The sequence below is a fragment of the Caballeronia sp. PC1 genome (assembly GCF_021353155.1).
Taxonomy (GTDB): Bacteria; Pseudomonadota; Gammaproteobacteria; order Burkholderiales; family Burkholderiaceae; genus Caballeronia; species Caballeronia cordobensis.
Genome location: NZ_JAJUBH010000001.1, coordinates 2,337,497 through 2,364,316 on the forward strand (window position 1 = coordinate 2,337,497; position 26,820 = coordinate 2,364,316).

27 protein-coding genes and 1 tRNA gene are annotated in these 26,820 nt (G+C 63.3%); 21 read left to right on the plus strand and 7 right to left on the minus strand.

The annotated features are described in order from the left end of the window. Positions 1–51: 51 nt before the first annotated feature. Both uvrA and LY284_RS11155 read left to right on the plus strand, forming a co-directional pair. A complete protein-coding gene (gene uvrA, locus LY284_RS11150; RefSeq protein ID WP_014190348.1) occupies positions 52–2,925 on the plus strand; it encodes an excinuclease ABC subunit UvrA in 2,874 nt (957 codons plus the stop codon). A gap of 116 nt (positions 2,926–3,041) precedes the next feature. Then, the gene (locus tag LY284_RS11155; protein ID WP_014190347.1) at positions 3,042–4,133 is read left to right on the plus strand and encodes an AI-2E family transporter; all 1,092 of its coding nucleotides are present in this window, start codon (positions 3,042–3,044) and stop codon (positions 4,131–4,133) included. A 71-nt stretch (positions 4,134–4,204) separates the two neighbouring features. Here LY284_RS11155 and purU read toward each other — a convergent pair whose 3' ends face one another. The 5 genes from purU to LY284_RS11180 are packed head-to-tail and all read right to left on the minus strand — an operon-like array spanning position 4,205 to position 9,179. Next, positions 4,205–5,074, minus strand: a complete 870-nt coding sequence (purU, locus tag LY284_RS11160) for a formyltetrahydrofolate deformylase (protein WP_014190346.1) — start codon at positions 5,072–5,074, stop codon at positions 4,205–4,207. 23 nt (positions 5,075–5,097) lie between these two features. Then, entirely contained in the window at positions 5,098–5,931 is an 834-nt protein-coding gene (locus LY284_RS11165; protein WP_014190345.1) for an NUDIX hydrolase family protein, read from the minus strand. A gap of 10 nt (positions 5,932–5,941) precedes the next feature. After that, positions 5,942–6,556 carry a LysE family translocator gene (locus LY284_RS11170; RefSeq protein ID WP_014190344.1) on the minus strand — a complete coding sequence of 205 codons (615 nt, stop codon included), beginning with the start codon at positions 6,554–6,556 and terminating at the stop codon, positions 5,942–5,944. A gap of 1 nt (position 6,557) precedes the next feature. Beyond that, positions 6,558–7,124, minus strand: coding sequence for an adenine phosphoribosyltransferase (locus LY284_RS11175; RefSeq protein ID WP_014190343.1), 567 nt, complete (start codon positions 7,122–7,124; stop codon positions 6,558–6,560). A gap of 60 nt (positions 7,125–7,184) precedes the next feature. Then, on the minus strand, positions 7,185–9,179 hold the full coding sequence (locus LY284_RS11180; protein ID WP_014190342.1) for a monovalent cation:proton antiporter family protein: 1,995 nt from the start codon (positions 9,177–9,179) through the stop codon (positions 7,185–7,187). 158 nt (positions 9,180–9,337) lie between these two features. Between LY284_RS11180 and kdsD the strand changes: the two genes are divergently transcribed. The 12 genes from kdsD to LY284_RS11240 all read left to right on the plus strand — a co-directional run bounded on the left by kdsD (position 9,338) and on the right by LY284_RS11240 (position 18,822). Next, positions 9,338–10,321, plus strand: a complete 984-nt coding sequence (kdsD, locus tag LY284_RS11185) for an arabinose 5-phosphate isomerase KdsD (protein WP_014190341.1) — start codon at positions 9,338–9,340, stop codon at positions 10,319–10,321. Beyond that, positions 10,321–10,860 carry an HAD family hydrolase gene (locus LY284_RS11190; RefSeq protein ID WP_014190340.1) on the plus strand — a complete coding sequence of 180 codons (540 nt, stop codon included), beginning with the start codon at positions 10,321–10,323 and terminating at the stop codon, positions 10,858–10,860. Before kdsD ends, LY284_RS11190 begins: the two co-directional genes overlap by 1 nt. 4 nt (positions 10,861–10,864) lie before the next feature. Beyond that, positions 10,865–11,467, plus strand: a complete 603-nt coding sequence (gene lptC, locus LY284_RS11195; RefSeq protein WP_014190339.1) for an LPS export ABC transporter periplasmic protein LptC — start codon at positions 10,865–10,867, stop codon at positions 11,465–11,467. Positions 11,468–11,496: 29 nt separating this feature from the next. Next, the gene (gene lptA / locus LY284_RS11200; RefSeq protein ID WP_014190338.1) at positions 11,497–12,162 is read left to right on the plus strand and encodes a lipopolysaccharide transport periplasmic protein LptA; all 666 of its coding nucleotides are present in this window, start codon (positions 11,497–11,499) and stop codon (positions 12,160–12,162) included. Between the two features lie 11 nt (positions 12,163–12,173). Next, complete coding sequence (gene lptB, locus LY284_RS11205) at positions 12,174–12,941, plus strand: LPS export ABC transporter ATP-binding protein (RefSeq protein ID WP_085952622.1); 768 nt, start codon at positions 12,174–12,176, stop codon at positions 12,939–12,941. Between the two features lie 155 nt (positions 12,942–13,096). Beyond that, positions 13,097–14,614: an RNA polymerase factor sigma-54 gene (locus LY284_RS11210; protein WP_014190336.1), complete on the plus strand. Its 1,518-nt coding sequence runs from the start codon at positions 13,097–13,099 to the stop codon at positions 14,612–14,614. Positions 14,615–14,798: 184 nt separating this feature from the next. Continuing rightward, a complete protein-coding gene (gene hpf, locus LY284_RS11215; protein WP_014190335.1) occupies positions 14,799–15,158 on the plus strand; it encodes a ribosome hibernation-promoting factor, HPF/YfiA family in 360 nt (119 codons plus the stop codon). Positions 15,159–15,309: 151 nt separating this feature from the next. Beyond that, positions 15,310–15,534, plus strand: a complete 225-nt coding sequence (locus LY284_RS11220; RefSeq protein WP_143281592.1) for a hypothetical protein — start codon at positions 15,310–15,312, stop codon at positions 15,532–15,534. A 32-nt stretch (positions 15,535–15,566) separates the two neighbouring features. Then, entirely contained in the window at positions 15,567–16,022 is a 456-nt protein-coding gene (gene ptsN, locus LY284_RS11225; protein ID WP_041730905.1) for a PTS IIA-like nitrogen regulatory protein PtsN, read from the plus strand. A gap of 185 nt (positions 16,023–16,207) precedes the next feature. Next, positions 16,208–17,176, plus strand: a complete 969-nt coding sequence (gene hprK / locus LY284_RS11230; RefSeq protein ID WP_008351692.1) for an HPr(Ser) kinase/phosphatase — start codon at positions 16,208–16,210, stop codon at positions 17,174–17,176. Between the two features lie 81 nt (positions 17,177–17,257). Further along, positions 17,258–18,130 (plus strand): RNase adapter RapZ, encoded by an 873-nt coding sequence (rapZ, locus tag LY284_RS11235; protein WP_014190333.1) that lies wholly within the window; start codon positions 17,258–17,260, stop codon positions 18,128–18,130. Positions 18,131–18,189: 59 nt separating this feature from the next. Then, positions 18,190–18,822, plus strand: a complete 633-nt coding sequence (locus tag LY284_RS11240; protein ID WP_014190332.1) for an LON peptidase substrate-binding domain-containing protein — start codon at positions 18,190–18,192, stop codon at positions 18,820–18,822. A 2-nt stretch (positions 18,823–18,824) separates the two neighbouring features. Here the strand turns inward: LY284_RS11240 and mutY are convergent, their stop codons facing one another. Further along, positions 18,825–19,886: an A/G-specific adenine glycosylase gene (mutY, locus tag LY284_RS11245; protein ID WP_014190331.1), complete on the minus strand. Its 1,062-nt coding sequence runs from the start codon at positions 19,884–19,886 to the stop codon at positions 18,825–18,827. Positions 19,887–19,892: 6 nt separating this feature from the next. Further along, on the minus strand, positions 19,893–20,723 hold the full coding sequence (gene mutM, locus LY284_RS11250) for a bifunctional DNA-formamidopyrimidine glycosylase/DNA-(apurinic or apyrimidinic site) lyase (protein ID WP_014190330.1): 831 nt from the start codon (positions 20,721–20,723) through the stop codon (positions 19,893–19,895). An 85-nt stretch (positions 20,724–20,808) separates the two neighbouring features. Between mutM and LY284_RS11255 the strand changes: the two genes are divergently transcribed. The 7 genes from LY284_RS11255 (at position 20,809) to pth (ending at position 26,815) form a co-directional block, all read left to right on the plus strand. Beyond that, positions 20,809–22,668, plus strand: coding sequence for a tetratricopeptide repeat protein (locus LY284_RS11255; RefSeq protein WP_041730106.1), 1,860 nt, complete (start codon positions 20,809–20,811; stop codon positions 22,666–22,668). Continuing rightward, on the plus strand, positions 22,668–23,294 hold the full coding sequence (gene lolB, locus LY284_RS11260) for a lipoprotein insertase outer membrane protein LolB (RefSeq protein ID WP_041730104.1): 627 nt from the start codon (positions 22,668–22,670) through the stop codon (positions 23,292–23,294). The genes LY284_RS11255 and lolB overlap by 1 nt, the downstream gene beginning before the upstream one ends. A 29-nt stretch (positions 23,295–23,323) precedes the next feature. Then, positions 23,324–24,205 (plus strand): 4-(cytidine 5'-diphospho)-2-C-methyl-D-erythritol kinase, encoded by an 882-nt coding sequence (ispE, locus tag LY284_RS11265; RefSeq protein WP_014190327.1) that lies wholly within the window; start codon positions 23,324–23,326, stop codon positions 24,203–24,205. 53 nt (positions 24,206–24,258) lie between these two features. Continuing rightward, a tRNA-Gln gene (locus tag LY284_RS11270) sits at positions 24,259–24,335 on the plus strand. A gap of 50 nt (positions 24,336–24,385) precedes the next feature. Further along, positions 24,386–25,339 carry a ribose-phosphate pyrophosphokinase gene (locus tag LY284_RS11275; RefSeq protein WP_014190326.1) on the plus strand — a complete coding sequence of 318 codons (954 nt, stop codon included), beginning with the start codon at positions 24,386–24,388 and terminating at the stop codon, positions 25,337–25,339. A gap of 151 nt (positions 25,340–25,490) precedes the next feature. After that, positions 25,491–26,108 (plus strand): 50S ribosomal protein L25/general stress protein Ctc, encoded by a 618-nt coding sequence (locus LY284_RS11280; protein ID WP_014190325.1) that lies wholly within the window; start codon positions 25,491–25,493, stop codon positions 26,106–26,108. A gap of 104 nt (positions 26,109–26,212) precedes the next feature. Further along, the gene (gene pth, locus LY284_RS11285; protein ID WP_014190324.1) at positions 26,213–26,815 is read left to right on the plus strand and encodes an aminoacyl-tRNA hydrolase; all 603 of its coding nucleotides are present in this window, start codon (positions 26,213–26,215) and stop codon (positions 26,813–26,815) included. The last annotated feature ends 5 nt before the right edge of the window (positions 26,816–26,820 follow it).

Here is a 26,820-nt window from a genome sequence, read left to right on the forward strand (position 1 = left end):
AAAGCCGCTGAAAACACCCGAAAGCATCCGAAAAAACGCCGGAACCAACTCGTGGAAGAAATTCGCATTCGTGGGGCCCGCACCCACAATCTGAAGAACGTCAATCTCGACTTGCCGCGCCACAAGCTGATCGTGATCACGGGGCTGTCCGGGTCGGGCAAGTCGTCGCTCGCGTTCGATACGCTGTATGCGGAAGGCCAGCGCCGCTACGTGGAAAGTCTTTCGGCGTATGCGCGGCAATTTCTGCAATTGATGGAAAAGCCCGACGTCGATCTGATCGAAGGTTTGTCGCCGGCCATCTCCATCGAACAAAAGGCCACTTCGCATAACCCGCGTTCGACCGTCGGCACCGTCACGGAAATTCACGACTATCTGCGTCTTTTGTACGCGCGCGTCGGCACGCCGTATTGCCCCGATCACCTGATTCCGCTCGAAGCGCAAAGCGTCTCCCAAATGGTCGATGCCGCGCTCGCGCTGCCCGAGGAAACGAAGCTGATGATCCTCGCGCCCGTCGTCGCGGATCGCAAGGGCGAGCATGTCGAATTGTTCGAGGAAATGCAGGCGCAGGGTTTCATCCGCTTTCGCATTCGCTCGGGCGGCGGCACGGCGAACGAGGGCGTGGCGAAAATCTATGAAGTCGATTCGCTGCCCAAGCTGAAAAAGAACGACAAGCACACGATTGATGTCGTGATCGACCGCCTGAAAGTCCGGGCGGACGTGAAGCAGCGTCTCGCGGAATCGTTCGAAACCGCGCTGCGCCTCGCGGATGGCCGCGCGATCGCGCTCGAAATGGACACGGAGAAGGAAAAGCTCTTCAGCTCCAAGTTTGCGTGCCCGATCTGCTCGTACTCGCTGCCGGAACTGGAACCGCGCCTTTTCTCCTTCAACAATCCGATGGGCGCGTGCCCCGAGTGCGACGGCCTCGGCCAGATCACGTTCTTCGATCCGAAGCGCGTGGTCGCGCATCCGTCGCTGTCGCTCGCGGCGGGCGCGGTGAAAGGCTGGGACCGGCGCAACCAGTTCTACTTTCAGATGCTGCAGAGTCTCGCGGCGTTCTACGAATTCGATATCGACGCGCCGTTCGAGGATCTGCCCGAAAAAGTGCGCAAGACCCTGCTGTACGGCTCGGGCAAGCAATCCATTCCGTTCTCGTACATCAACGAGCGCGGGCGCGCTTCGGTGCGCGAACATGCGTTCGAAGGCATCATCCCGAACCTGGAGCGGCGCTATCGCGAAACGGATTCGGCCGCCGTGCGCGAGGAGCTCGCGAAGTATCAGAACAATCAGCCTTGCCCGGCGTGCGAAGGCACGCGTCTGCGGCGCGAGGCGCGTTTCGTCAAGGTCGGCGCGGAAGATCAGGCGCGCGGCATCTACGAAATCAGCGGCTGGCCGCTGCGCGACGCGCTCGGCTATTTTCAGACGTTGCGGCTCGAAGGCGCGAAGGGCGAAATCGCCGACAAGGTCATCAAGGAAATCGTCGCGCGGCTCTCCTTTTTGAACAATGTTGGCCTCGATTATCTGTCGCTGGAACGCAGCGCCGAGACGCTTTCCGGCGGCGAGGCGCAGCGCATCCGGCTCGCGTCGCAGATCGGCTCGGGGCTCACGGGCGTCATGTACGTGCTCGACGAGCCGTCCATCGGCCTGCATCAGCGCGACAACGACCGGCTCATCAATACGCTCAAGCATCTGCGCGATATCGGCAATTCGGTGATCGTCGTCGAGCACGACGAGGACATGATCCGCATGGCCGATTACGTCGTGGACATGGGGCCGGGCGCGGGCGAGCACGGCGGCGTGATCGTCGCGCAGGGCACGCCAATCCAAGTGCAGAAGGACGCGAATTCGATCACCGGCCAGTATCTGTCCGGCAAGCGCACGATCAGCTACCCCGCCGAGCGCACCGCGCCGGACGAGCGCATGCTGCGCATCGCCGAGGCGCACGGCAACAATCTGAAGCGCGTGACGCTGGATCTCCCGGTGGGGCTTCTGACCTGCGTGACGGGCGTCTCCGGCTCGGGCAAGTCGACGCTCATCAACGACACGCTGCAGCACGCGGTCGCGCAGCATTTGTACGGCTCGTCGACGGAGCCCGCGCCGTACGAGTCGATCGAAGGTCTGGAGCACTTCGACAAGGTGATTGCGGTCGATCAGTCGCCCATCGGCCGCACGCCGCGCTCGAATCCGGCCACCTACACCGGCCTTTTCACGCCGATCCGCGAACTCTTCGCGGGCGTGCCGGCGGCGAAGGAGCGCGGCTACGACCCCGGCCGCTTCTCGTTCAACGTGAAGGGCGGACGCTGCGAAGCGTGTCAGGGCGACGGCGTGCTGAAGGTGGAAATGCACTTTCTGCCGGACGTCTACGTGCCCTGCGACGTATGCCACGGCAAGCGTTACAACCGCGAAACGCTCGAAGTGCAGTACAAGGGCAAGAACATCAGCGAAGTGCTGGACCTGACGGTCGAGGCCGCGCACGAGTTCTTCAAGCCGGTGCCGGTAGTCGCGCGCAAGCTGAAAACGCTGCTCGACGTCGGTCTCGGCTATATCCGGCTGGGTCAGTCGGCGACCACGCTGTCGGGCGGAGAAGCCCAGCGCGTCAAGCTTTCGCTGGAACTGAGCAAGCGCGATACCGGTCGGACCCTGTATATCCTCGACGAACCGACCACCGGTCTGCACTTTCACGACATCGCGCTTTTGCTGGAAGTGATCCATCGGCTGCGCGATCAGGGTAATACTGTCGTAATCATCGAGCATAATCTCGACGTGATCAAAACCGCCGACTGGGTCATCGACCTCGGTCCGGAAGGCGGCGCGGGTGGCGGGCAAATCATTGCGCAGGGGACGCCCGAGCAGGTCGCGAAATCGAAGGCGAGCTTTACCGGCAGATATCTGGCACCCTTGTTGCAACGAGCCAAGTCAGCGGCCTGATCCGCGGCCCCGGACTCGGGAACCGGGAACCGGGTGCCGCCAACCGGACTGTCGAATGCGCCGCGCACGCCGCGGCACGAATAACTGTCGTATGCAGCAGGGAAAGGAACGCAGTCATGGCGAAGCGCAACGAAGCGGCCAATGAGGAAGGGCGAGTACGAGACTTGCCTACTCGCCATGTCAGGCTGACGAGCGACATGAGTTCGCCCAAACTGTCGGCGGTGGAAATAGGCAGCTATCTGCTCGCGCTGCTGGCGCTGTATCTCACGCTCAGGCTGCAACTGCTCGGCGGAATGCTGGCCGGCATGCTGGTGTATCAACTCACCCACATGATCGCGCCGGTCATCGAGCGCCACGTCGTCAGCAAGGGCGCGCGGCTCATTTCGGTCGGGCTGATCTCCGCGATCATCGTCGGCGGGCTCACGGGCGCGACCGTCGCGACGATCGAGCATTTCGAGCACGATTTCCCGAGCATGCAAAAACTGCTCGATCAACTCATGAGCATCACGTCGAGCGCGCGTCTTTCCGTGCCGGACTGGATCGCGAACTACCTGCCCGTCGATTCCATCCAGATGAAGGAAAAGGCCACCGACCTGATGCACAGGCACGCCGAGATGCTCCAGCAAGGCGGCAAGGAAATGGCGCGCGGCTTCGGCCATATCCTGATCGGCATGATCATCGGTGCGATCATCGCGGTGAGTGCGCCGAAGCAGTCGAATCACCGTCTGCCGCTTTCCACCGCGCTCGTCGCCCGCGTGTCGCGCTTCTCGGACGCGTTTCGCCGCATCGTGTTCGCGCAGATCAAGATTTCCGCGATCAACGCCGTTTTCACCGCGCTGTATCTGCTCGTCGCGCTGCCGCTCTTTCACGAGAAGCTGCCGCTCTCCAAGACGCTCGTGCTCATCACGTTCATCGTCGGACTTATGCCGGTGATCGGGAATCTGATCTCCAACACGATCATCGTCGGCATTTCGCTGTCAGTGTCGTTCGGCACGGCGGTCGCGTCGCTCGCGTTTCTGATCCTCATTCACAAGCTGGAGTATTTCCTGAACGCGCGCATCATCGGCGGACAGATCGAGGCGCGCGCGTGGGAACTGCTCCTCGCGATGCTCGCCATGGAAGCCGCGTTCGGCATTCCAGGCGTGATCGCCGCGCCGATTTTCTACGCGTATATCAAGCGTGAGCTGATTTATCTGCGGCTCGTTTGAGCGTTGGCCGGAAAGCAGAACGCCCGCTTGCGCGGGCGTTCTGCTTTTGCGGCGTCAGAAAACGAAAAGGCTCAACGGAACACGACGGTCTTGTGCCCGTTCAGCAAGATGCGATGCTCCGCGTGCCATTTCACCGCGCGCGCGAGCGTCACGCACTCGACGTCGCGGCCGATCGCGGTGAGCTGATCCGGCGTCATGTTGTGATCGACGCGCTCCACTTCCTGCTCGATGATCGGACCTTCGTCCAGATCCGAGGTCACGTAATGCGCAGTCGCGCCGATCAGCTTCACGCCGCGGTCGAACGCCTGATAGTACGGCTTCGCGCCCTTGAAGCTCGGCAGGAACGAGTGATGGATGTTGATCGCGCGGCCCGCGAGCTTCTCGCACATGTTCGCCGACAGAATCTGCATGTAGCGCGCGAGCACGACGAGATCGGTGTCGTGCTGATCGACGATTTCCAGCACGCGCGCTTCCTGCGCGTCCTTGGCTTCCGGCGTGGCCTTCAACAGCGGCAGATGGTGAAACGGAATGTCGTAGCTCGCGGCGAGCTGATAGAAATCCTTGTGATTCGAGATGATCGCGGGAATCTCGATCTGCAACTGGCCCGTGCGATAGCGAAACAGCAAATCGTTCAGGCAGTGCCCGATCTTCGACACCATGATGACAACGCGCGGCTTCACCGATGCGTCGTGCAACTCCCAGCGCATGCCGAATTCGTCGGCGAGATCGGCGAAGGCCTTGCGCAGCGCATCGATGCCGGGATCGCCGCCGACTTCCTGAAAGTGCACGCGCATGAAAAATTCGCCGGTGCGGCTGTCGCCGAACTGCGCGGAGTCGAGGATATTCGCGCCCAGGTTGAACAGAAAGCCCGACACGGCATGCACGATTCCCGGGCGGTCCGGGCACGACAATTTCAGGTAAAAACTATGTTCGGTCGACATGACCCTGTCCTCGTTCGGTTCTTTTAGATGTGCGGCGGCTCGTACAGCGCGGCGATGCCTTCGCACGCGTCCTCGTCGAGCCACCGATGGCGCAGCATGCAATCGAGCGTGGCGAGACTCGCGTCGACGGTGAGCGCGCCCTCCTCGATCCAGCGCGCGACGTCCTCGATGCGCGCGAGGCGGTGCTCGCCGACTTCGCCATCCTGATTGCGCGGGGTGAAATCGGGCGGCAGCGCGACGTCGAAAACGAAAATCTGCTCGGCCTGGGTGCCTTCGAGCAGCGTCTGCAGGACGTGGAACGTGCCGCCGGGCGTCGCCGTGGAAGCGAGTTCGGCGCTCATGCCGGCCTCTTCCCAACACTCCTTCACGAGCGTCGGCATGAGGTCCAGCCCCCAGCCGATACCGCCCGCCACGACGTTGTCGAGCATGCCGGGATCGGTCGCCTTCGTGTCGCTACGGCGCGCGATCCACAACTGCTGCGCCTTGTCTCGATATTTTACGATGCCGTTCAGATGCACCGCGTAGGTCATCGTGCCGAAAAAGCGCGACGCCGCGCGCTCGATGAACGCGAGCGGCGGCGCGTCGAAGCAATTACGGATCGCGTAGATCTCGTCGCGCCAGCCGGGAATCTTGCCTTCGGCGTGCAGCGCGGCGACGACTTCGCGGAGCGCTTCGGTGCGTGCGTCAACGCTTTCCATGTGCAATCGCACGGCATCGTCGATCGCAAAAAAAGGCCAGCGGCGCAGCGTCTCGAGATCGGAATGGCGAATCCAGCCGACGCGCTCGTCGTCGATGAAAAACGGCGCGTGGGCGGCCGCGTCGAAACGGCGCGCGGCGACGATGGCGGGCAATGTCATCGGCGAAACCTCAGTCGCGCAGCGCGACGCGAATGCCGAGCGCGATGAACGTCACGCCCGCGAGCCGGTCGAGCCACACGCCGACGCGCGGACGGCGCTTCAGCCACACGCCGATTATGCCCGCGCCGATGCCGAACGCCGAAAACACGACGACCGTCTGCAGCATGAAGAGGCCGCCGAGTTCGAACATCTGCAACATGACGCTTTGCGCGCCGTGCGGATCGACGAACTGCGGCAGGAACACGATGAAGAACAGCGTGACCTTCGGATTCAGCATGTTGCCGATCACGCTCTGCCGGAACACGGTCGAAAGCGGCTGGCTCGGGCGCGCGTGCGCGGTCGCGAGCCCGTGGCTGCGCAGCGCCTTGATGCCGATCCACACGAGATACGCCGCGCCCGCGAGCTTCACCGCCTGAAACGCGACGGGCGACGACTTCAGCAGCGCCGCGATGCCGAACGCGGCAAGCGTCGTGTGAAAGATCACGCCGAACGCAAAGCCGAGCGCCGCGACCACGCCCGCGAGCCGCCCTTGCGAGATGCCGCGCGCGAGCACTTGCAGGTTGTCGGGGCCGGGCGCGACCGTGATCGCGACGGATGCGGCGAGAAAGAGCAGGAAGTTCGGCATCTCAATGTCCACCAAATTCGCACACGGTATAGAGCGGCACGCCGTTGTCGCGCAGCAGCTTCGAGCCGCCGAGATCCGGCAGATCGATGATCGCCGCCGCCTCGACCACTTCCGCGCCGAGACGCTCGAGCAGGATCTTGCCGGCCATCATCGTGCCGCCGGTGGCGACGAGATCGTCGACGATCACCACGCGATCGCCCGGCTTGCAGGCGTCCTCGTGAATCTCGACGGTCGCGCTGCCGTATTCCAGGTCGTACGACTGCGAGATCGTCTTGTACGGCAGCTTTCCCTTCTTGCGGATCGGCACGAACCCGAGGCTCAGTTCATACGCGAGGATCGGCCCGATGATGAAACCGCGCGCATCCATGCCCGCGATCACGTTGACGTTTTCATCGATATAACGCTGCACGAACAGGTCGATCAGGAGGCGCAGCGCCTTTCGGTCTTGCAGGATCGTCGTGATGTCGCGGAACTGCACGCCGGGCTGCGGCCAGTTTTCGACGGTGCGCACGCGCTCCTTGATGAAACGCGCGGCGTCGAGCTGAGCGTTCGATGGGGTAATGGACATGACTTCTCCGGAGTCCGCGCCGTGAGGCCGCGCGTTCGCCTTGGTGACAAAAAGAGGAAACTACGCCGCCCGGCGGTTGCGCGAGAGCCGTTCCTCGGCAAGCGCCAACACTTCGGGCAGGCCGCGCAGCACGACGATGTCATTCGCGCGCAGCTTGGTGTCGGGGTCCGGTGCGACACCCCGGATGCCGTGGCGCCGGATCGCGGTCACTTCGACACCATTGCCGACGAGCCCGAGATCGTCGAGCGAATGCCCGACGGCTTCGGAATTCGCGTCGATCGGTACGGATTGTAGCCGGACCTGCTCGTGGCCATCGTCGTCGTCGAGGTCGTCGGCGCCGCGGAAATACCCGCGCAGGAGGCTGTAGCGCGCGTCGCGCATTTCCTCGACGCGCCGCACGACGCGGCGCATCGGCACGCCCATCAGCACGAGCGTGTGCGACGCGAGCATCAGGCTGCCCTCGACGATTTCCGGAATGACTTCGGTCGCGCCGGCCGCGGTGAGTTTTTCGAGATCGGCGTCGTCCACCGTGCGCACGATTACGGGCAGCGTCGGCGCGAGCTCGTGGATGTTGTGCAGCACGCGCATCGCGGAAGGCGTGTTCGCGTAGGTGATCGCGACCGTCGCCGCGCGATGCAGACCCGCCGCGAGCAGCGACTCGCGCCGCCCGGCATCGCCGAACACGACCGATTCGCCCGCCGCCGCGGCCGCCGCCACACGGTCCGGGTCGAGATCGAGCGCGACATAGGAAATGCCTTCCTGCTCCAGCATGCGCGCAAGGTTCTGCCCGGCGCGGCCGTAGCCGCAAATAATGACGTGGCCGCTCTGCTTGAGGCTTTGCGTTGCAATCTTCGTCATTTGCAGCGATTGCAGCATCCATTCCGTCGAGGAAAGCCGCAGCACGATCCGGTCCGCATTCTGGATGATGAACGGCGCGGCGAGCATGGACAGCAGCATCGCGGAAAGCATCGCCTGAAGGACCGTCGGATTCACCAGATGCGAATCGAGGATCAGGTTCAGCAGCACGAAACCGAATTCGCCGGCCTGCGCGAGCCCGAGCCCGGTGCGCATCGCGACGCCCGGCGACGCGCCGAAGAGCCGCGCAAGACCGGTGATCATCACCGCCTTGAGCAGGATCGGCACGACGAAAAAGCCGAGCACGAGAAACGGATGCTCCCAGATCACGCGCGGGTTCAGCAGCATGCCGGTCGTCACGAAGAAGAGGCCGAGCAGCACGTCGCGAAACGGCTTGATGTCCTCTTCGACCTGATGCCGGTAAGGCGTTTCGGCAATCAGCATGCCCGCGATGAACGCGCCGAGCGCGAGCGACAGGCCGAATTTGTCGGTGATGAACGCCGCGCCCAGCGTCACCAGCAGCAGGTTCAGCATGAAGAGCTCTTGCGAGCGGCGGCGCGCGACCAGATCGAACCAGCGCGTCATGAATTTCTGGCCGATGAACAGCAGCACCGTCAGCGCGACGACGATCTTCACGGCGGCGATGCCGAGCCACATCGCGAGCTGCGACGACTGGCCGTTGCCGAACGCCGCGATGATGATGAGCAGCGGCACCACGGCGAGATCCTGGAACAGCAGCACGCCGAAGATGTTGCGCCCGTGCTCCGATTCGAGTTCGAGCCGCTCCGCGAGCAGCTTGCTGACGATGGCCGTGGACGACATCGACATGGCGCCGCCGAGCGCGAAGCTCGCCTGCCAGGACATCTCGGTCCAGAGATTCGCGATCCAGCCGAACAGCATCGAGAGCGCGATGGTCGCCGCGACCTGGCTCGCGCCGAGGCCGAACACGATGCGCCGCATCGAGCGCAGTTTCGACAGCGAGAATTCGAGCCCGATGGAGAACATCAGGAAGACGACGCCGAATTCGGCGAGGTGCTGCGCCTGATCCGCGTCCGGCGCGATGCCCGCCGCATGCGGGCCCACGATGATGCCGACCGCCAGATAGCCGAGCATCGGCGGCAGATTGAAATAGCGGAATACGACGACGCCTGCCACGGAGCAGAGCAGCAGCAAGAGCGTCAGTTCGAGCGGAGAAGTCATCCGTCTAGCGTCCTCGTTCGTCAGTTTCCGAGGCGCTGCTCGCGCGCTCCGGCATCTTGAAAATGGCCCCTGACGACAGGGCTTGCGGGGGCGGATAGGCGGCGGCGCACCGGGTCCCCGCGGGGGCGGCTCGGAATCGCCTTTGCTATACTCCGCGAATGATAGCGAAAATCAATGGCGACCGGGCACTGGCGCTGGCTCGCAACGTAATTCAGATCGAAGCCGACGCCGTTCGCGGGCTCTCCGAACTCCTCGACGAAAACTTCACGAACGCGGTCGAAACGCTGCTCGGCTGCCGCGGCCGCGTGGTCGTGTCGGGCATCGGCAAGTCGGGCCATGTCGCGCGCAAATTCGCCGCGACGCTCGCCAGCACGGGCACGCCGGCGTTTTTCGTGCATCCGGCGGAAGCGAGCCACGGCGACCTCGGCATGGTCACGGCCGACGACATTTTCATCGCGCTGTCCAACTCGGGCGAAACGGAAGAGCTCGTTGCCATTTTGCCGCTCATCAAGCGACTCGGGGCAAAGCTCATCGCAATCACCGGCCGTCCCGAATCGAGCCTCGCGCAACTGGCCGACATGCACCTGAACGCGCGCGTCGAAAAAGAAGCCTGCCCGATGAATCTCGCGCCCACGGCCAGCACGACCGCCGCGTTGGCGCTCGGCGACGCGCTCGCCGTCGCCGTGCTCGACGCGCGCGGCTTCGGCCCCGACGACTTCGCGCGCTCGCATCCGGGCGGCGCGCTCGGCCGGCGTCTGCTCACCTACGTGCGCGACGTGATGCGCGTGGGCGACGAAGTGCCGGTCGTGCCGCTCGACGCCACCGTTTCCGACGCGCTCTTCCAGATCACCGACAAACGCATGGGCATGACGGCCGTCATCGACGAAAATCGTCATGTACACGGCATTTTCACCGATGGCGACCTGCGCCGCATCCTCCAGCGCGACGGCGATTTTCGCGCGCTGAAGCTCGCCGATGTCATGACCCGTAATCCGCGCACGATCGCGCCGGACCATCTGGCGGTCGAGGCCGTGGAACTGATGGAGCGCTATCGCATCAATCAGATGCTGGTCGTGGACGCCGACGCCACGTTGATCGGCGCACTGAACATGCACGACCTCTTCTCCAAGAAGGTAATCTGATGGCGCACACGCCTCCCACCGCCGCCGAGCGCGCGAGCCGGCTGAAGCTGATGGTGTTCGACGTCGACGGCGTGTTCACCGACGGCAGCCTCTATTTCTCCGCCGACGGCGACACGATGAAATCGTTCAATTCGCTCGACGGCCACGGCGTGAAGATGCTGCAGTCCGTCGGCGTGCAGACGGCGATCATCACGGGACGGCAATCGGGCATCGTCGCGGCGCGCTCGCGCGAGCTGGGCATCACGCATCTCTTTCAGGGCGTCGCGGACAAAACCGTCGCGCTCGCCGAACTGCTGAAAACCACCGGCATCGCCGCCGACGAATGCGGCTACATGGGCGACGACTGGCCCGACCTCGCGGTAATGCGCCGCTGCGGCTTCGCGGCCGCGCCCGCGAACGCGCATCCGGAAGTGATCCAGCGCGTGCACTGGGTCGCGGAAGCGCGCGGCGGCCACGGCGCGGTGCGCGAAGTCTGCGACGCGATCCTGCGCGCGCAGCACCGTTACGATGCGCTGCTCGCCGCGGCGCTCGGAGGCTGAAGGCATGCACCGTCCCGGCCGCCTCGCCTCGCTTTTGCCGCTCCTCGCAATGGCCGCGCTCGCGGGCATCACGTACTGGCTCTTGCAGGCCACCCTGCCCCCGGCCCAGCAGGCGCCGACGCCGGAGAAGCGCCACACGCCCGATTACTTCGCGAACAACTTTTCCGTGTCCGAGCTGGACGCCACCGGTTCGACGCAATATCGTCTGACCGCGAAATCGATGGTGCATTACGAAGACGACGAAATCAGCGATCTGACGCTGCCCGCGATCCGCATGTTCCAGCCGCAGAAGCCGACCGTCACGGCCACGGCGCTGCGCGGCACGGTCAACGGCGACGTCTCGATCGTCGATCTCTACGACGACGCCCGCATCCTGCGCGCCGCCGGTTACGGAGATCCGCAGATGCAGGCGGATTCGCAGCATTTTCGCGTGCTGGTGAACGACGATGTCATCGAAACGGAAAAACCGGTTAGACTTCAGCGCGGCCCGTCCGTGATGACGGCCGACGGCATGAACTACAACAACGTGACCCGGGTAATGAAGCTGTTCGGTAACGTGCGCGGCGCAATCGCCGCCACGGATATCAACGGCGGATCGTCCAAATAACCCCGGCACTCCCATCCAATTGTGACTGCATGAACGAAAGGTTCCCTCGTCCCGATGGCGGTCCTGCGCGCGCAACGCCCGTGCGGACCGGACTCGCGGCCGCGCTCTCCATCGCCGTGGCGCTCGTCGCGCTGCCGGCGCACGCCGAAAAGGCGGACCGCGACAAGCCGCTCAACATCGAAGCGGACAACATGTCCTACGACGACCTCAACCAGAAGAACATCTTCACCGGTCACGTCGTCGCGACCAAGGGCACGATCATGATCAAGGCCGATCGCGTCGAGGTCACGCAAGACCCGCAGGGCTATCAATACGCGACAGGCACGTCGAGCGGCAACACCCTCTCGTACTTCCGCCAGAAGCGCGACGGCGTGGACGAATATATCGACGGCAACGCCGTGCGCATCGACTACGACGGCAAGAACGACTTCACCAAGCTCACGACGCGCGCCGTCGTGCGCCGTCTGCAAGGCCTGACGAAAGTGCAGGACGAAGTGCACGGCAGCGTGATCACCTACGACGGTCAGAAAGATTTCTACACGGCAAGCGCGGGCAAGGACCAGGCCGGACCCGGCAATCCGAGCGGGCGCGTGCGCGCAATGCTCGCGCCGCGTTCCGGCGGCGCCGCGCCGCTGAACGGCGCGCCCGCCACGCTCACTCCGTCGAACACCATTCAAGGACAGCCGCAGCAGTGAATTCGCCCGCCATGCCCCACCGCAAGCCGGAAGGCGAGTCCAGTTCGCTCGTCGTCCGCAATCTGAAGAAGCGTTACGGGTCGCGCACCGTGGTGAAGGACGTGTCGCTCGACGTGAAGAGCGGCGAAGTGGTCGGACTGCTCGGGCCCAACGGCGCGGGCAAGACCACGTCGTTCTATATGATCGTCGGCCTCGTGCCGCTCGATGCCGGCGAAATCGATCTGGACGGCAATTCGATCAGCCTTCTGCCGATCCACGAGCGCGCGCACCTCGGCCTGTCGTATCTGCCGCAGGAAGCGTCGGTGTTCCGCAAGCTCACGGTCGAACAAAACATCCGCGCGGTGCTGGAACTGCAAACGGACGAAGCGGGCAAACGCCTGTCCAAAGACGCCATAACCCAGCGCGCGGAAGCCTTGCTCGACGAATTGCAGATCGCCCATCTGCGCGACAACCCGGCGCTGTCGCTCTCGGGCGGCGAGCGCCGGCGCGTCGAGATCGCGCGCGCGCTCGCGACCAATCCGAGCTTCATTCTGCTCGACGAACCGTTCGCGGGCGTCGATCCGATCGCCGTGCTGGAAATTCAGAAGATCGTGAAGTTTCTGAAGCAGCGCAACATCGGCGTCTTGATCACCGACCACAACGTGCGCGAGACGCTTGGCATCTGCGATCATGCGTACATCATCAGCGATGGCTCCGTGCTTGCGGCGGGCGCGCCCGGCGAAATCATCGAGAACGAAAACGTGCGGCGCGTCTATCTCGGCGAACATTTCCGCATGTAATCGCGCGCAGTGCAACGTCGCGGCGCGCATCGTGCGCCGCACCACGCCGAAACGCAAAAAAGCCGTGCCGCCTCTTCCGGGCGGCACGGCTTTTTTGGAATCCCCGCGAGGTTTCGCGCGCGTGGCAAACTCTCTACAATGATTAAAACTTTGCCATGAAAGCCAGCCTCCAACTCCGCCTCTCGCAGCATCTTGCGCTGACCCCGCAACTGCAACAGTCGATCCGGCTGCTGCAGTTGTCTACGCTCGAGTTGCAGCAGGAAGTCGCGATGGCCGTCGCCCAGAACCCGCTGCTCGAGAACGACGACGACTGGATCGCGAGCCCGCTGCGCGTGGCCGCCGACGGCTCGCTGATCGCGCAGCAAGGTGCGCCCAGCACGCCTTCCGAGCCGATGATGAGCAACGGCTCGACATCGTCCACGTCGAGTTCCGAACGTTCGGAAAGCAGCGAGCCGCAGGGTGTCGACGAATACAACGGGCTGGGTTCGGATAGCGGACCGGATTCCAGTTCGTGGAATCTCGAAGACTACGGCCGCGCGAACAACGCGTCCGACGACGACGATCTCCCGCCGCTGCAAATCCACGAATCGACCACGACGCTGCGCGACCATCTGACCGCGCAGTTGCGCATGACTGCGGCGAATCAGCGCGATCGCGCGCTCGTCACGTTCCTGATCGAGTCGCTGGACGAGGACGGGTATCTGACATCGTCGCTCGACGAGGTGCAAACCGATCTGCCGGAAGAACTCGAAGTCGAGATCGAAGAACTGAGCGCGGCACTCGCATTGCTGCAAAGTTTCGATCCGCCCGGCGTCGGCGGGCGATCGGCGTCGGAGTGCCTGAAGCTGCAATTGCTGCGGCTCGACGGCTCGCCCACGCGCACGCTCGCGCTCGAGATCGTCATAAATCATCTGGAATTGCTCGCGGCGCGCGACTTCACGCGTCTGCGCAAACAACTGAAGGCGAGCGACGACGCCCTTCGGGACGCGCATTTGCTGATCAAATCGCTGGAGCCGTTTCCGGGCGCGGCGTATGGCAAGAGCGAAGCGGACTACGTGGTGCCGGACATTCTCGTGCGAAAGACCGCGAGCGGATGGACGGCCGAACTCAATCCGGAAATCGTGCCGAAGCTGCGCATCAATCATTTGTACGCAAACATTCTGCGCAACAATCGGGGCGATCCCGGCAGTGGCTCGCTGCGTCAGCAGCTCCAGGAAGCGCGCTGGCTGATCAAGAATATTCAGCAGAGGTTTGAAACGATCCTGCGCGTCGCGCAGGCGATCGTGGAGCGTCAGAAGAACTTTTTTGCACATGGCGAAATCGCCATGCGGCCCTTGGTTTTGCGGGAGATTGCTGATACGCTGGGATTACACGAGTCGACGGTTTCTCGTGTGACCACAGGCAAGTACATGCTCACCCCATTCGGGACGCTTGAATTTAAGTACTTCTTTGGATCACACGTTTCGACCGACACAGGAGGCGCGGCATCGTCAACGGCGATCCGCGCACTCATCAAGCAACTGATAGGAGCGGAAGACACCAAAACTCCTCTTTCAGACAGCCGCATCGCCGAACTGCTGGCGGAGCAAGGATTCGTGGTCGCGCGGCGCACCGTCGCCAAGTATCGCGAAGCCCTCAGGATCCCCGCAGTGAATCTGCGCAAGTCTCTATGACCCGTCTCTGTAGTCCATCGCGTGTTGCGGTGGGCGTTTACCGGCCGCATTGCGAAAGCGCGGACGTGCCGGCCGCTGCATCCCGTTTTTCAGCCGCGTCAGGTTGACGCGCAGACGGGAAGCACAGCCGACCGGTATCGGACGAGCCGACGTGATCTAACGGCCATCAGCTTGGAGAGCAACTATGAATCTGAAGATCAGTGGACACCATCTCGAATTGACGCCTGCGTTGCGCGAGTACGTGATCACGAAGCTGGACAGGGTGCTCCGTCATTTCGATCAAGTTATCGACGGCAACGTTGTCCTCTCGGTCGACAATCATAGGGAAAAGGAAAAGAGGCAGAAGGCGGAAATCAACCTGCACCTGAAGGGCAAGGACATTTTCATCGAGAGTTGTGACGCTGATATGTACGCGGCGATCGACCTGATGGTCGACAAGCTGGACCGGCAAGTCATCAAGCACAAGGACAAGATTCAGGGCCACGCTCACGAATCCGTGAAGTACCGTGGCGAGCCGCAGGAACTGGAAGCGCCGTCGCCCTGAACGCGCTGCTCGCATGCTGGCGCTCGCCGACGGATGACAGCGAGACCCGCCGCTACGGGACGGCGGGCATGATTCGAGGAAGTCCTCGACTATCCTAAAACGGTCGACGAAAGCATGCACGGAACCGAAGCCGCCCCGACTGGCGGCTTTTTTGTTGGATTTTCGCCGTAGCGAGGCACAAGCCATTGATTTTCAGGGCTTTGTCCTGCACATTGGATCGACGACGCGGCAATGGCGCGGCGCACCATCGAACGGTGCGCTGTTCTATAATGGTCCGGTTAATTTCGGTTACGAACGCACGCTGCAGGAAAAACGCCGCCAGCGCACTTTTCGTTTCACCATCGCCGTGAGCGCTTTCAGACAGCGGCCACGATGAGGAGCTATCAGGCCACGCATCAGCCTGCCAACATGAATCGTTTAGCCAAATTTCTTCCCATCGAGAACGTGGTTCTCGGACTGTCCGTTACAAGCAAGAAACGCGTATTCGAGCAAGCGGGCCTGATTTTCGAGAACCAGAACGGCATCGCCCGCAGCATCGTCACCGACAATCTCTTCGCTCGTGAACGCCTCGGCTCGACCGGCCTCGGCGAGGGCGTCGCCATTCCGCACGGCCGCATCAAGGGGCTCAAGCAACCGCTCGCCGCCTTCGTGCGCCTCGCCGAACCCGTCGCGTTCGAATCGCCCGACGGCCAGCCGGTCTCCCTGCTGATCTTCCTGCTCGTGCCCGAACAGGCGACGCAACAGCATCTGGAAATTCTCTCGGAGATCGCGCAGCTGCTTTCCGACGGCGAAGCGCGCGAGCGTCTGCACAAGGAAGAAGATCGTGATGCGCTTTATCAAGTGCTCACGCAATGGCAACCGTGATAGCCGCCCAGACATAGCGAATCGCGCCCGAGGCGCGCCCGTGCGGCTTTCGCGCCCGGCGCGCCTCGCTTACGTAAGGCTTCTGGGGCACAATCGGTCAAACGCAGCGCCATGCGAAAGAGTGAAGCAACCCGCTTCGTCCGCACGCGAAGGCTGCTCCCGGCTTCCAACGGAGTTCCGGCCTCATGGATACGTCCAGCATCAACGCCCAAAGCATTTTCGACGACAACGCCGCCGCCCTGAAGCTCAGCTGGCTCACCGGGCACGAGGGTTGGGAGCGTGGTTTTTCGAGTGAGACAGTCGCGAACGCGACATCGAGCGCCGACCTCGTCGGCCACCTGAACCTGATCCACCCGAACCGTATCCAGGTGCTCGGCGACGCCGAGATCAACTACTACCAGCGTCAATCGGATGAAGACCGCTCGCGCCACATGGCCGAGTTGATCGCGCTCGAACCGCCGTTTCTGGTGGTCGCGGGCGAAGTCGGCGCGCCGCCGGAACTCGTCCTGCGCTGCACGCGCTCGTCCACGCCGCTGTTCACGACGCGCATGTCCGCCGCCGCCGTCATCGACAGCCTGCGCGCGTACATGTCGCGCATACTCGCGCCGCGCGCGACGCTGCACGGCGTGTTCATCGACATTCTCGGCATGGGCGTGCTGCTCACCGGCGACTCGGGCCTCGGCAAGAGCGAGCTCGGGCTGGAACTCATCAGCCGCGGTCACGGTCTCGTCGCCGATGACGCCGTGGATTTCGTGCGCCTCGGTCCTGACTTCGTGGAAGGCCGCTGCCCGCCTCTCCTGCAAAACCTGCTCGAAGTGCGCGGCCTCGGGCTGCTCGACATCAAGACGATCTTCGGTGAAACGGCCGTGCGCCGGAAAATGAAGCTCAAGCTGATCGTGCAGCTCGTGCGGCGGCCGGACGGCGAATTCCAGCGCCTGCCGCTTGAAAGCCAGACCGTCGACGTGCTCGGCCTGCCGATCAGCAAAGTGACGATTCAAGTGGCCGCGGGCCGCAACCTGGCCGTGCTGGTCGAAGCCGCCGTGCGCAACACGATTCTGCAACTGCGCGGGATCGATACCTTGCGCGACTTCATGGATCGTCAACGCCTTGCGATGCAGGACCCCGACAGCCAGTTTCCCGGCAAGCTGATCTGAGCGCGCGCGGCAAGACGTTGCGCGTGCCGAAACGAATCGGGCGCAGGTGCTAAGCTAAGGGAAAGCGAACTCCGAAGACCCATGCGTATCATTCTGATCACCGGCATCTCCGGTTCCGGCAAGTCCGTAGCGCTGAACGCCCTGGAAGACGGCGGCTATTACTGCGTCGATAATCTGCCGCCGCGTTTTCTGCCCGAGCTGGCCGCCTATCTCGCGAAGGAAGGCCAGACGCGGCTCGCCGTTGCGATCGACGCGCGCTCGAGCCTTCTGCTCGACGAAGTGCCCGCCATCATCAACACGCTCTCGCACGATTACGATCTGCGCGTGCTGTTCCTCAACGCGAGCACGCAGTCCCTGATTCAGCGCTTCTCGGAAACGCGCCGGCGTCATCCGCTCTCTGGACCGCCGAAGCACGAAGCCGACGTCGGCGTGCTGAACTCGCTCGCGGAAGCCATCGAACGCGAGCGCGAACTGGTCGCGGGGCTCGCCGAGTTCGGCCATCAGATCGACACGAGCAATCTGCGCGCGAACGTGCTGCGCGCGTGGGTCAAGCGCTTCGTCGAGACCGACGCCGCCGACCTCACGCTGATGTTCGAATCGTTCGGCTTCAAGCGTGGCGTGCCGCTCGACGCCGATCTCGTGTTCGACGTGCGCACGCTTCCCAACCCGTATTACGATCGCGAGTTGCGCCCGTTCACGGGTCTCGACCGGCCGGTCATCGACTTTCTCAACGCGCAGCCGCTGGTCGGCGAGATGATCGACGACATCGGCGCGTTCGTCGGCAAATGGCTGCCGCGTTTTCGCGACGACAATCGCAGCTATCTCACCGTCGCGATCGGCTGCACGGGCGGCCAGCATCGCTCGGTGTTCATCGCAGAGGCGCTCGCCGCGCGCTTTTGCGAGACGGCCAATGTGATCGTGCGGCATCGTGACGCGCCCATCCCCGCTGGATGACGGCGCGGTTCACGCGCGAACCCGATCGCCGCGCCGGCGGTCCATTCTGGAGGGGCGCGATGTCCGCAAATCCGGTTTTGTCCGACTTGCCGCTGTTTCCGCTTCACACCGTGCTGTTTCCGGGCGGCCTGCTGCCGCTCAAGATCTTCGAGGCGCGCTATCTGGACATGGCGCGCGAGTGCCTGCGCGAACAGACGCCGTTCGGTGTGTGCCTGCTGAAGAGCGGGCACGAGGTCGCGTCGCCGGGCGATCCGTCCGTGCCGGAGAACATCGGCTGTCTTGCCGAGATCTCGGAATGCGATGTCGATACCTTCGGTCTGCTGCTCGTGCAGGCGCGCGGAACGGCACGCTTCAGGCTGACGGATCATCGCGTGGAGCCGAGCAATCTGCTCGTCGGCACGGCGGAATTGCTCGGCGAGGATCAGCCGCTGCAAGGCGCCGAGACGCTCGCCAAGTTCGGCGCGTGCGCAGAAGTGCTGGAGCGGATCATCGACACGATCAAGGAACGCGAGCCGCAGAACCTGCCTTTCGTCGAACCGTTTCTCTATGACGACCCGACGTGGGTGTCGAATCGCCTCGCCGAAATTCTGCCGATTCCCATGCGCGCCCGCCAGAAACTCATGGAGTTAATGGACGCCGGCGCGCGTATCGACGTGGTGCATCACTATATGCAGCACCACCAGTTGCTTTAGCTTTAAATAAGCGAGCCCGAGAGCGCGTCGATCAGTTTGCGCACCGGAGCCGGCACGCCGTAGGCATCGATTTTCGCGAGCGGCGCCCAGACCGTTTCGGTGCTCGCCAGCTCGCGCGGCGCATGGCGCGCAACGCCCAGCCGCGGCTCGATATCCAGCTTGAAGTGCGTGAACGCATGCGACAGCGGCGCAAGCCGCTCCAACTGCGCATCGGCGCCGAGATTCAGTGCGACTTCGGCGAGCGCAGCTTCGTCCGTGGCCTCGGGCAGGCTCCACAGCCCGCCCCAGATGCCGATAGCCGGACGCTTCTGGAGCAGGATCGAATCGCCGTCCTTCAGGACGAGCATCCATGTCTTGCGTGTCGGCACGGCCTTTTTGGGGCGCGCGGCGGGCAACTCGCGCTGACGCCCTTCGATCTTCGCCACGCAATCCGATGCGAACGGGCAGCGCGCGCAATCCGGCTTGCCGCGCACGCAGAGCGTGGCGCCGAGGTCCATCAGTCCTTGCGTGTACGCGGTCACGTCGTCCTCGTGCGCGGCGTCGGGCAGCAGCGATTCGGCGAGCGCCCACATCGCGTTTTCGACCTTCTTCTCGCCCGGAAAGCCCTCGACGCCGAACACGCGCGCGAGCACGCGCTTGACGTTGCCATCGAGGATTGTCGCGCGCGCGCCGAAAGCAAACGACGCGATGGCCGCCGCCGTCGAACGCCCGATGCCGGGCAGCATCGCGAGATCGTCGACGGTTTGCGGAAACGCGCCGCCGTGCTCGTGCGCGACCACCTTCGCGCAGCTATGCAGATTGCGCGCGCGCGAGTAGTAGCCGAGGCCGGCCCAGAGCGCCATGACATCGTCGATGGGCGCATCGGCGAGCGCCGTCACCGTCGGAAAGCGTTCGAGGAAACGCGCGTAGTACGGAATGACGGTCGAGACCTGCGTCTGCTGCAGCATGATCTCCGAAAGCCAGATGCGATATGCGTCGCGCGTGTTCTGCCACGGCAGGTCGTGACGGCCGTGAATGCGTTGCCACGCGATGAGACGCGAAGAAAAATCGGTGAGAGCGAGCATCGGAAATTAGCGTTGGCAGCGCGGACAAAAGTAAGTCGAGCGCTGCCCTTGAACGATCTGTTTGATGGCGGTGCCGCAGACATGACACGGCAGGCCCGCGCGATCATAGACGAAATAGTCGAGCTGGAAGTAGCCCGACTCGCCGTTGCTGCCGACGAAATCGCGCAACGTGCTGCCGCCCTTCTCGATGGCGGCGGCGAGCGTCACGCGCACGGCGTCCGCGAGCAGGTCGTAGCGCACGAGCGAGATGCGGCCCGCGGCGGTCGTCGGCCGGATGCCCGCACGAAACAGGCTCTCCGACGCATAGATATTGCCAACGCCCACGACGATGCCGCCCGCGAGCAGCGCCTGCTTCACCGACACCTTGCGTCCGCGCGTCTCGCGAAACAGCAGCGCGCCGGAGAACGCCGGCGAGAACGGCTCGACGCCCAGCGTCGCGAGCAACGGATGATCGAGCACGTCGCCGTCCGCGCGCGGATGCCAGAGAATCGCGCCGAAGCGCCGCGGATCGCGAAAGCGCAGGATGAAATCGTCGAACACGATATCGACGTGATCGTGCCGCGCCGCCTCGGGCGGCTTCGGCACGTGCCGCAGCACGCGCAGCGTGCCCGTCATGCCGAGATGCACGATCAGCCAGCCTTCGACGGTTTCGAACAGCAGATACTTGCCGCGCCGCTCGACCTTGTCGATCTTGAGATGACCGAGCGTCTTCGGAAGATGCTTCGGGATGGGCCAGCGCAGCGCGGGCGTGCGCACATCGACGTGCTCGACGCGCCTTCCGGCGACGTAGGGTTCGATTCCCCGGCGGGTGACTTCGACTTCCGGCAGTTCGGGCATTTTTCTGGAGAGAGTCTTGCTGGGGCGAGTGTGCCGGTATTTTAGCCACCGCGTTACAATCGACCGAAACATCGTCTGGATTTCCATGAACTCGTTCGTCATGAAGCTGTTTGCGAAGCGTCAGGCCGGCTTGACGCATTCGTTCGCCGTGCCCATGTCGCGCATCGCCGGCGCCGTCGCGCTCGCGATGGCCGCGCTGGCGTTTGCGCCCGCGCACGCTCAGTCGCCGAACGCGACACCCGTTCCGAGCGCCGATGACCAGTCCGACGCGCAAAGCGCGGCCGATCTGCTGACCGCGCCGGTGAGCGGCGCGGAAAAGCAGGACCTGCCGAACGTCTCGATGTCCAGCCAGATCGTGTTTCAGGTTCTGGCCGCGGAAGTCGCGTTGCAGCGTGGCCAGCCCGCGCCCGCTTATCAGACGTACCTCGCGCTCGCCCGCGACACGCACGATCCGCGTTTCGCGCAGCGCGCCACCGAAATCGCGATCGCCGCGCAAAGCCCGAACGATGCGCTCACGTCGGCGCAACTCTGGCAGCAGTTCGCTCCGCATTCGGAGCGCGCGGCGCAGTTGAGCGCATCGCTTCTGATCGTCGCCGGCAAGCCGGAAGATGCGAAGCCCACGCTCGAACGCGAACTCGCGAAGGTCGCGCCCGAGCAGCGCGGCGAAGCCATTCTCTCGTTGCAGAGCCTGCTCGCGCGCGGACCGAATCGCGTCGGCGGGCTGAACGTGCTCAAAGATCTGACGAGAAACGATCTCGACCGTCCCGAGACGCAGCTTGCGCTCGCGCGTCAGCAGCTCATCGCCGACGATCCGCCGGGCGCGAAGGCCTCGCTCGAAAAAGCGTTGCAACTCAAGCCGGATTATCTGCCCGCCGCGCTGACGCTCGCGCGCATGGGCCCGGACGAGCGCAAGGAAGGCATCGCTTCGTTCGAGAAGTATCTCGACAAGAATCCGAAATCGCATGACGCACGGCTCGCGCTCGCGCAGTTGTATCTGTCGGCCGACAGGCTCGACGATGCGCAGAAGCAGTTCGAGATCATGCGCAAGAACGATCCGAAAGACCTGACGCCGTTGATGGCGCTCGCGCTCATCAACATTCAGAAGAAGCAGTTCGACAAGGCGCAGGACTTTCTGAATCTCTACGCGAAGACGGCGGAAAGCACGCCCGGCGCGGACCCTGGCCAGGCGTACATCTATCTGGCGCAACTCGCGCTCGAACAAAAGAACGATGCCGCCGCGAGCCAGTGGCTCGACAAGATTCCGCGCACGAGCCAGCAGTATTTGCCCGCGCAGATCACGCGCGCGCAACTGCTCGCGAAGCAAGGCAAGGTCGATGACGCCCGCGCGCTCATCGGCAATCTGCAAAGCTCCGATCCGCGCGATCTCGCGCTGCTCGCGCGCACGGATTCGGCGATTCTGTTCGAGGCGCATCGCTACAAGGAGGCCGAAGCGAATCTCGCCAAGGCCGTGGCAGCGTTCCCGGACGATCCCGATCTCATCTACGACTACGCGATGGCCGCGGAAAAGAACGGCCATTACGACGTCATGGAAGCGCAATTGCGCACCCTGATGCGCACGCAGCCGAACAATCCGCAGGCGTACAACGCGCTCGGCTATTCGCTCGTCGATCGCAATCAGCGGCTCGACGAAGCGGTGAAGCTGATCGAAAAGGCCGTGTCGCTTGCGCCGAACGACGCGTTCATCATGGACAGCCTCGGCTGGGCGCGCTTCCGTCAGGGCAATTCGGCCGAAGCGGAGAAGATTCTCAAGAACGCTTATAACCTTCAGCCGAATGCCGAGATCGGCGCGCATCTGGGCGAAGTCCAGTGGAAGTCCGGGCAGCAGGATCTGGCGCGCGCCACCTGGCGGCAGGCGCAAAAGCTCGAACCGGACAACGACACGCTCGTCAAAACGCTAAAACGACTCCAGGTAAACGACCTTTGATGGCATTCGAGTTCTTCAACGGCGCGTCGCTCCGACGTGGCGCGCTCGGTTTCACTACGCTCGCCGCGCTGATTTTGTCCGGTTGCGCGATGCAGCCGCGCCTGCCGACGACATCGGCCGCCAGCACCTCGCTCGCGACACAGACGAGCCGCGCGTATCACGGACGCTTCGCCGTGCAGTACAACGACCAGAACGGTGTGCAGCGCAACGCGTACGGCAACTTCGACTGGCAGGAAACGGGCGACACCGTCACGCTGCAACTGCGCAATCCGCTCGGCCAGACGATGGCGATCGTTACGTCGTCGCCGTCGCTCGCGACGCTCGAATTGCCCAACCGGCAACCGGTGAGCGCCGACAACGTCTCGCAGCTCATGCAGAACACGCTCGGCTTCGCGCTGCCGGTGGAAGGCTTGCGCTACTGGCTGCAGCCGTCCGCCGCGCCGACTTCGCGCGCCCAGACCACGCTCGATCCCGAAGCGGCCAATGGCCGTCCGAAGGAGATCAGGCAGGACGGATGGACGATCGATTACCTCGCCTATGCCGATGCGCCCGCCGCGGGCGTGAAGCGCGTGAATCTCGTGCGCAACGAACCGCCGCTCGACATCAAGCTCGTGCTCGATCAATAACCCTGCCGCATCGTTTTCAAGCATCACGTATGGCTTCATCGACCGAATCGCTTCGTGACTGTCTCGCGCCCGCGAAGCTGAACCTTTTCCTGCACATCACGGGCCGCCGCCCGGACGGCTATCACGCGCTGCAGACCGTCTTCCAGCTTCTCGACTGGGGCGACCGGCTGCACTTCACGCGTCGCGACGACGGCGTCATCGCACGCAAGACCGACGTGCCGGGCGTGCCCGAAGCTGGCGATCTCATCGTGCGCGCCGCGCGCCTGCTTCAGGCGCACACGGGCACGCAGTTCGGCGTCGAGATTGAAATCGACAAGCGCCTGCCAATGGGCGCGGGCCTCGGTGGAGGCAGTTCCGACGCGGCAACCACACTTTTAGCGTTGAATCGTCTCTGGGGGCTTGCGCTTCCGCGTGAGATTCTGCAGAATCTCGGCCTGCAACTCGGCGCGGACGTGCCGTTTTTTGTCTTCGGACAGAATGCATTCGCAGAAGGGGTGGGCGAAGCGCTTCAGGCAGTCGATCTGCCGAAACGTTTCTTCCTCGTAGTAACGCCCGATGCTCACGTCCCCACCGCGGCGATTTTCTCCGAAAAAAGCTTGACGCGGGATACGAAAGTCGTCACAATAGCGGACTTCCTAGTGCAGCAAACGTCAGACGCTAGTTGGCCTGACAGCTTCGGTCGAAACGACATGCAGGCAGTTGTGACTGGGAAGTACGCGGAAGTTGCAAAGGTGCTCGAATGGTTCTCGAACCTCGCACCAGCGCGAATGACCGGATCTGGAGCAAGCGTGTTTGCTGCGTTCCAAAGCCGAGCCGAAGCAGAAATGGCGCAAGCCAAACTGCCGGCAAGCTGGAAGAGCGTGGTAGCGGCAAGTCTGGATTCTCATCCTCTCTTCGCTTTCGCGTCATAGGTTTTGTTTTGCCGGGTATGTCCTACACTTCCCGGCGAGACTCAGAGTTGTGTAGGGGAGTCGCCAAGTTGGTCAAGGCACCGGATTTTGATTCCGGCATGCGAGGGTTCGAGTCCTTCCTCCCCTGCCATTCCTTTTCTCGCGTTTTTCCTCTCGCCTCCAGCCGCAGACAGGTGCACGATGAGCAGTGACGGCCTGATGGTTTTTACTGGCAACGCAAATCCCGCGCTTGCACAGGAAGTCGTCAAGATCCTTGGAATTCCTCTCGGTAAAGCGATGGTCAGCCGTTTTTCAGACGGCGAGATCATGGTCGAGATTCAGGAAAATGTTCGGGGCAAAGACGCATTCGTTCTGCAGTCCACCTGCGCCCCCACGAACGACAACCTGATGGAACTGATGATCATGGTCGATGCGCTCAAGCGCGCATCCGCAGGCCGGATCACCGCAGCCATTCCCTACTTCGGCTATGCGCGCCAGGACCGCCGTCCGCGTTCCGCGCGAGTGGCCATCTCGGCGAAGGTCGTCGCGAACATGCTGGAAATTGCCGGCGTCGATCGCGTGATCACCATGGACCTTCACGCCGACCAGATTCAAGGTTTCTTCGACATCCCCGTCGATAATATCTACGCTACCCCCGTTCTTCTCGGCGACCTGCGCAAGCAGAACCATGACCATTTGCTGGTCGTGTCGCCGGACGTCGGCGGCGTGGTGCGCGCGCGTGCGCTCGCCAAGCAGTTGAACACCGACCTCGCGATAATCGACAAGCGCCGTCCGAAGGCGAATGTCGCCGAGGTGATGAACATCATCGGGGAAGTCGAAGGCCGTACCTGCGTGATCATGGACGACATGGTCGACACCGCCGGCACGCTGTGCAAAGCCGCGCAAGTGCTGAAGGCGCGCGGTGCAAAGCAGGTTTTCGCGTACGCGACGCATCCGGTGCTCTCGGGTGGCGCGGCCGAACGTATCGCGGCATCGGAACTCGACGAACTCGTCGTCACGGACACCATTCCGCTGTCGGCCGAATCGCTCGCGTGCCCGAAGATCCGCCCGCTGTCGAGCGCGGGCCTGCTCGCGGAGACGTTCTCGCGAATCCGGCGCGGCGACTCGGTGATGTCGCTCTTCGCCGAAGGTTAATCAGAATTGAGCAAGGAACGCGAAGCAGACGCTTCGCGTTTTTGCATGATCAGCGCGAACGGACGAAGGTTCGTGCTGCTTGTTTTGGGATCGCCTATTTTCGACGATCCCGGTTTCCCTGCCTGGTCGCGGGCAGATAGAGGAGTCAAACATGAAAGTCGTCGCTTTCGAGCGTAGCAAGCAAGGTACGGGTGCGAGCCGCCGCCTGCGTAACTCGGGCAAGACCCCGGGTATCGTGTACGGCGGTGAAACGGACGTTCAACTGGTCGAACTCGACCATAACGCCCTGTGGCACGCCCTGAAGAAAGAAGTTTTCCACTCGTCCATTCTGGATCTGGAAGTGGCCGGCAAGTCGCAACCGGTTCTGCTGCGCGACGTGCAATACCACCCGTTCAAGCAGCTCGTGCTGCACGTGGACTTCCAGCGCGTCGACGCGAAGAAGAAGCTGCACACCAAGGTGCCGCTGCACTTCATGAACCAGGAAACGAACCCGGCCGTGAAGCTGTCGGGCGCGGTGATCTCGCACGTCGTGACGGAACTGGAAGTGGAATGCCTGCCGGCAGACCTGCCTGAGTTCCTGGAAATCGATCTGGCGAAGATCGAAGCCGGCCAGACGATGCACGCGAAGGACATCGCGCTGCCGAAGGGCGTGAGCCTGACGGTGTCGGTCGAAGCGGAAAACCCGGTGGTGGCATCGGCGACCGTTCCGGCTGCTGTGCAGTCGGAAGCGGGCGAAGCTGCTGAAGGCGAAAAGCCGGCTGCCGAGTAAGCACGCAGAAATACGCTATCCTCTCGATTCGTTCTCAGGAACGGTCGACGTGACCCGCCGGAGCGCAAGCCCGGCGGGTTTTTTTCGCACTAGACGAAATTGACATGATCAAGCTGATCGTCGGCCTGGGCAATCCGGGCGCCGAATACACCGCGACGCGGCACAACGCGGGCTTCTGGTTCGTCGACCAGTTCGCACGCGACGCCGGCGCAACGCTGCGCGACGAACGCCGTTTTCACGGCTTCTACGGCAAGGGACGCCTGCACGGCCACGAAATCCACCTGCTCGAACCGCAGACCTTCATGAACCGCTCGGGACAATCGGTGGTCGCGCTCGCGCAGTTCTTCAAGATCCTGCCGGACGAGATTCTCGTCGCGCACGACGAACTCGACCTGCCGCCCGGCACCGTCAAGATGAAACTCGGCGGCGGCAGCGGCGGGCACAACGGTCTGAAGGACATCTCCGCGCATCTGTCGTCGCAGCAATACTGGCGGCTGCGCATCGGCATCGGACATCCGCGCGATCTGATTCCCGAAGGCGCGCGCGCCGGCGCAAAACCCGATGTCGCGAACTTCGTGCTCAAGCCGCCGCGCCGCGAAGAACAGGATGTGATCGATCAGTCGATCGAGCGCGCGCTCGCCGTGATGCCTTTCGTCGTCGCCGGCGAAACCGAGCGCGCCGTGATGAACCTGCATCGCAACTCTTGAACTGG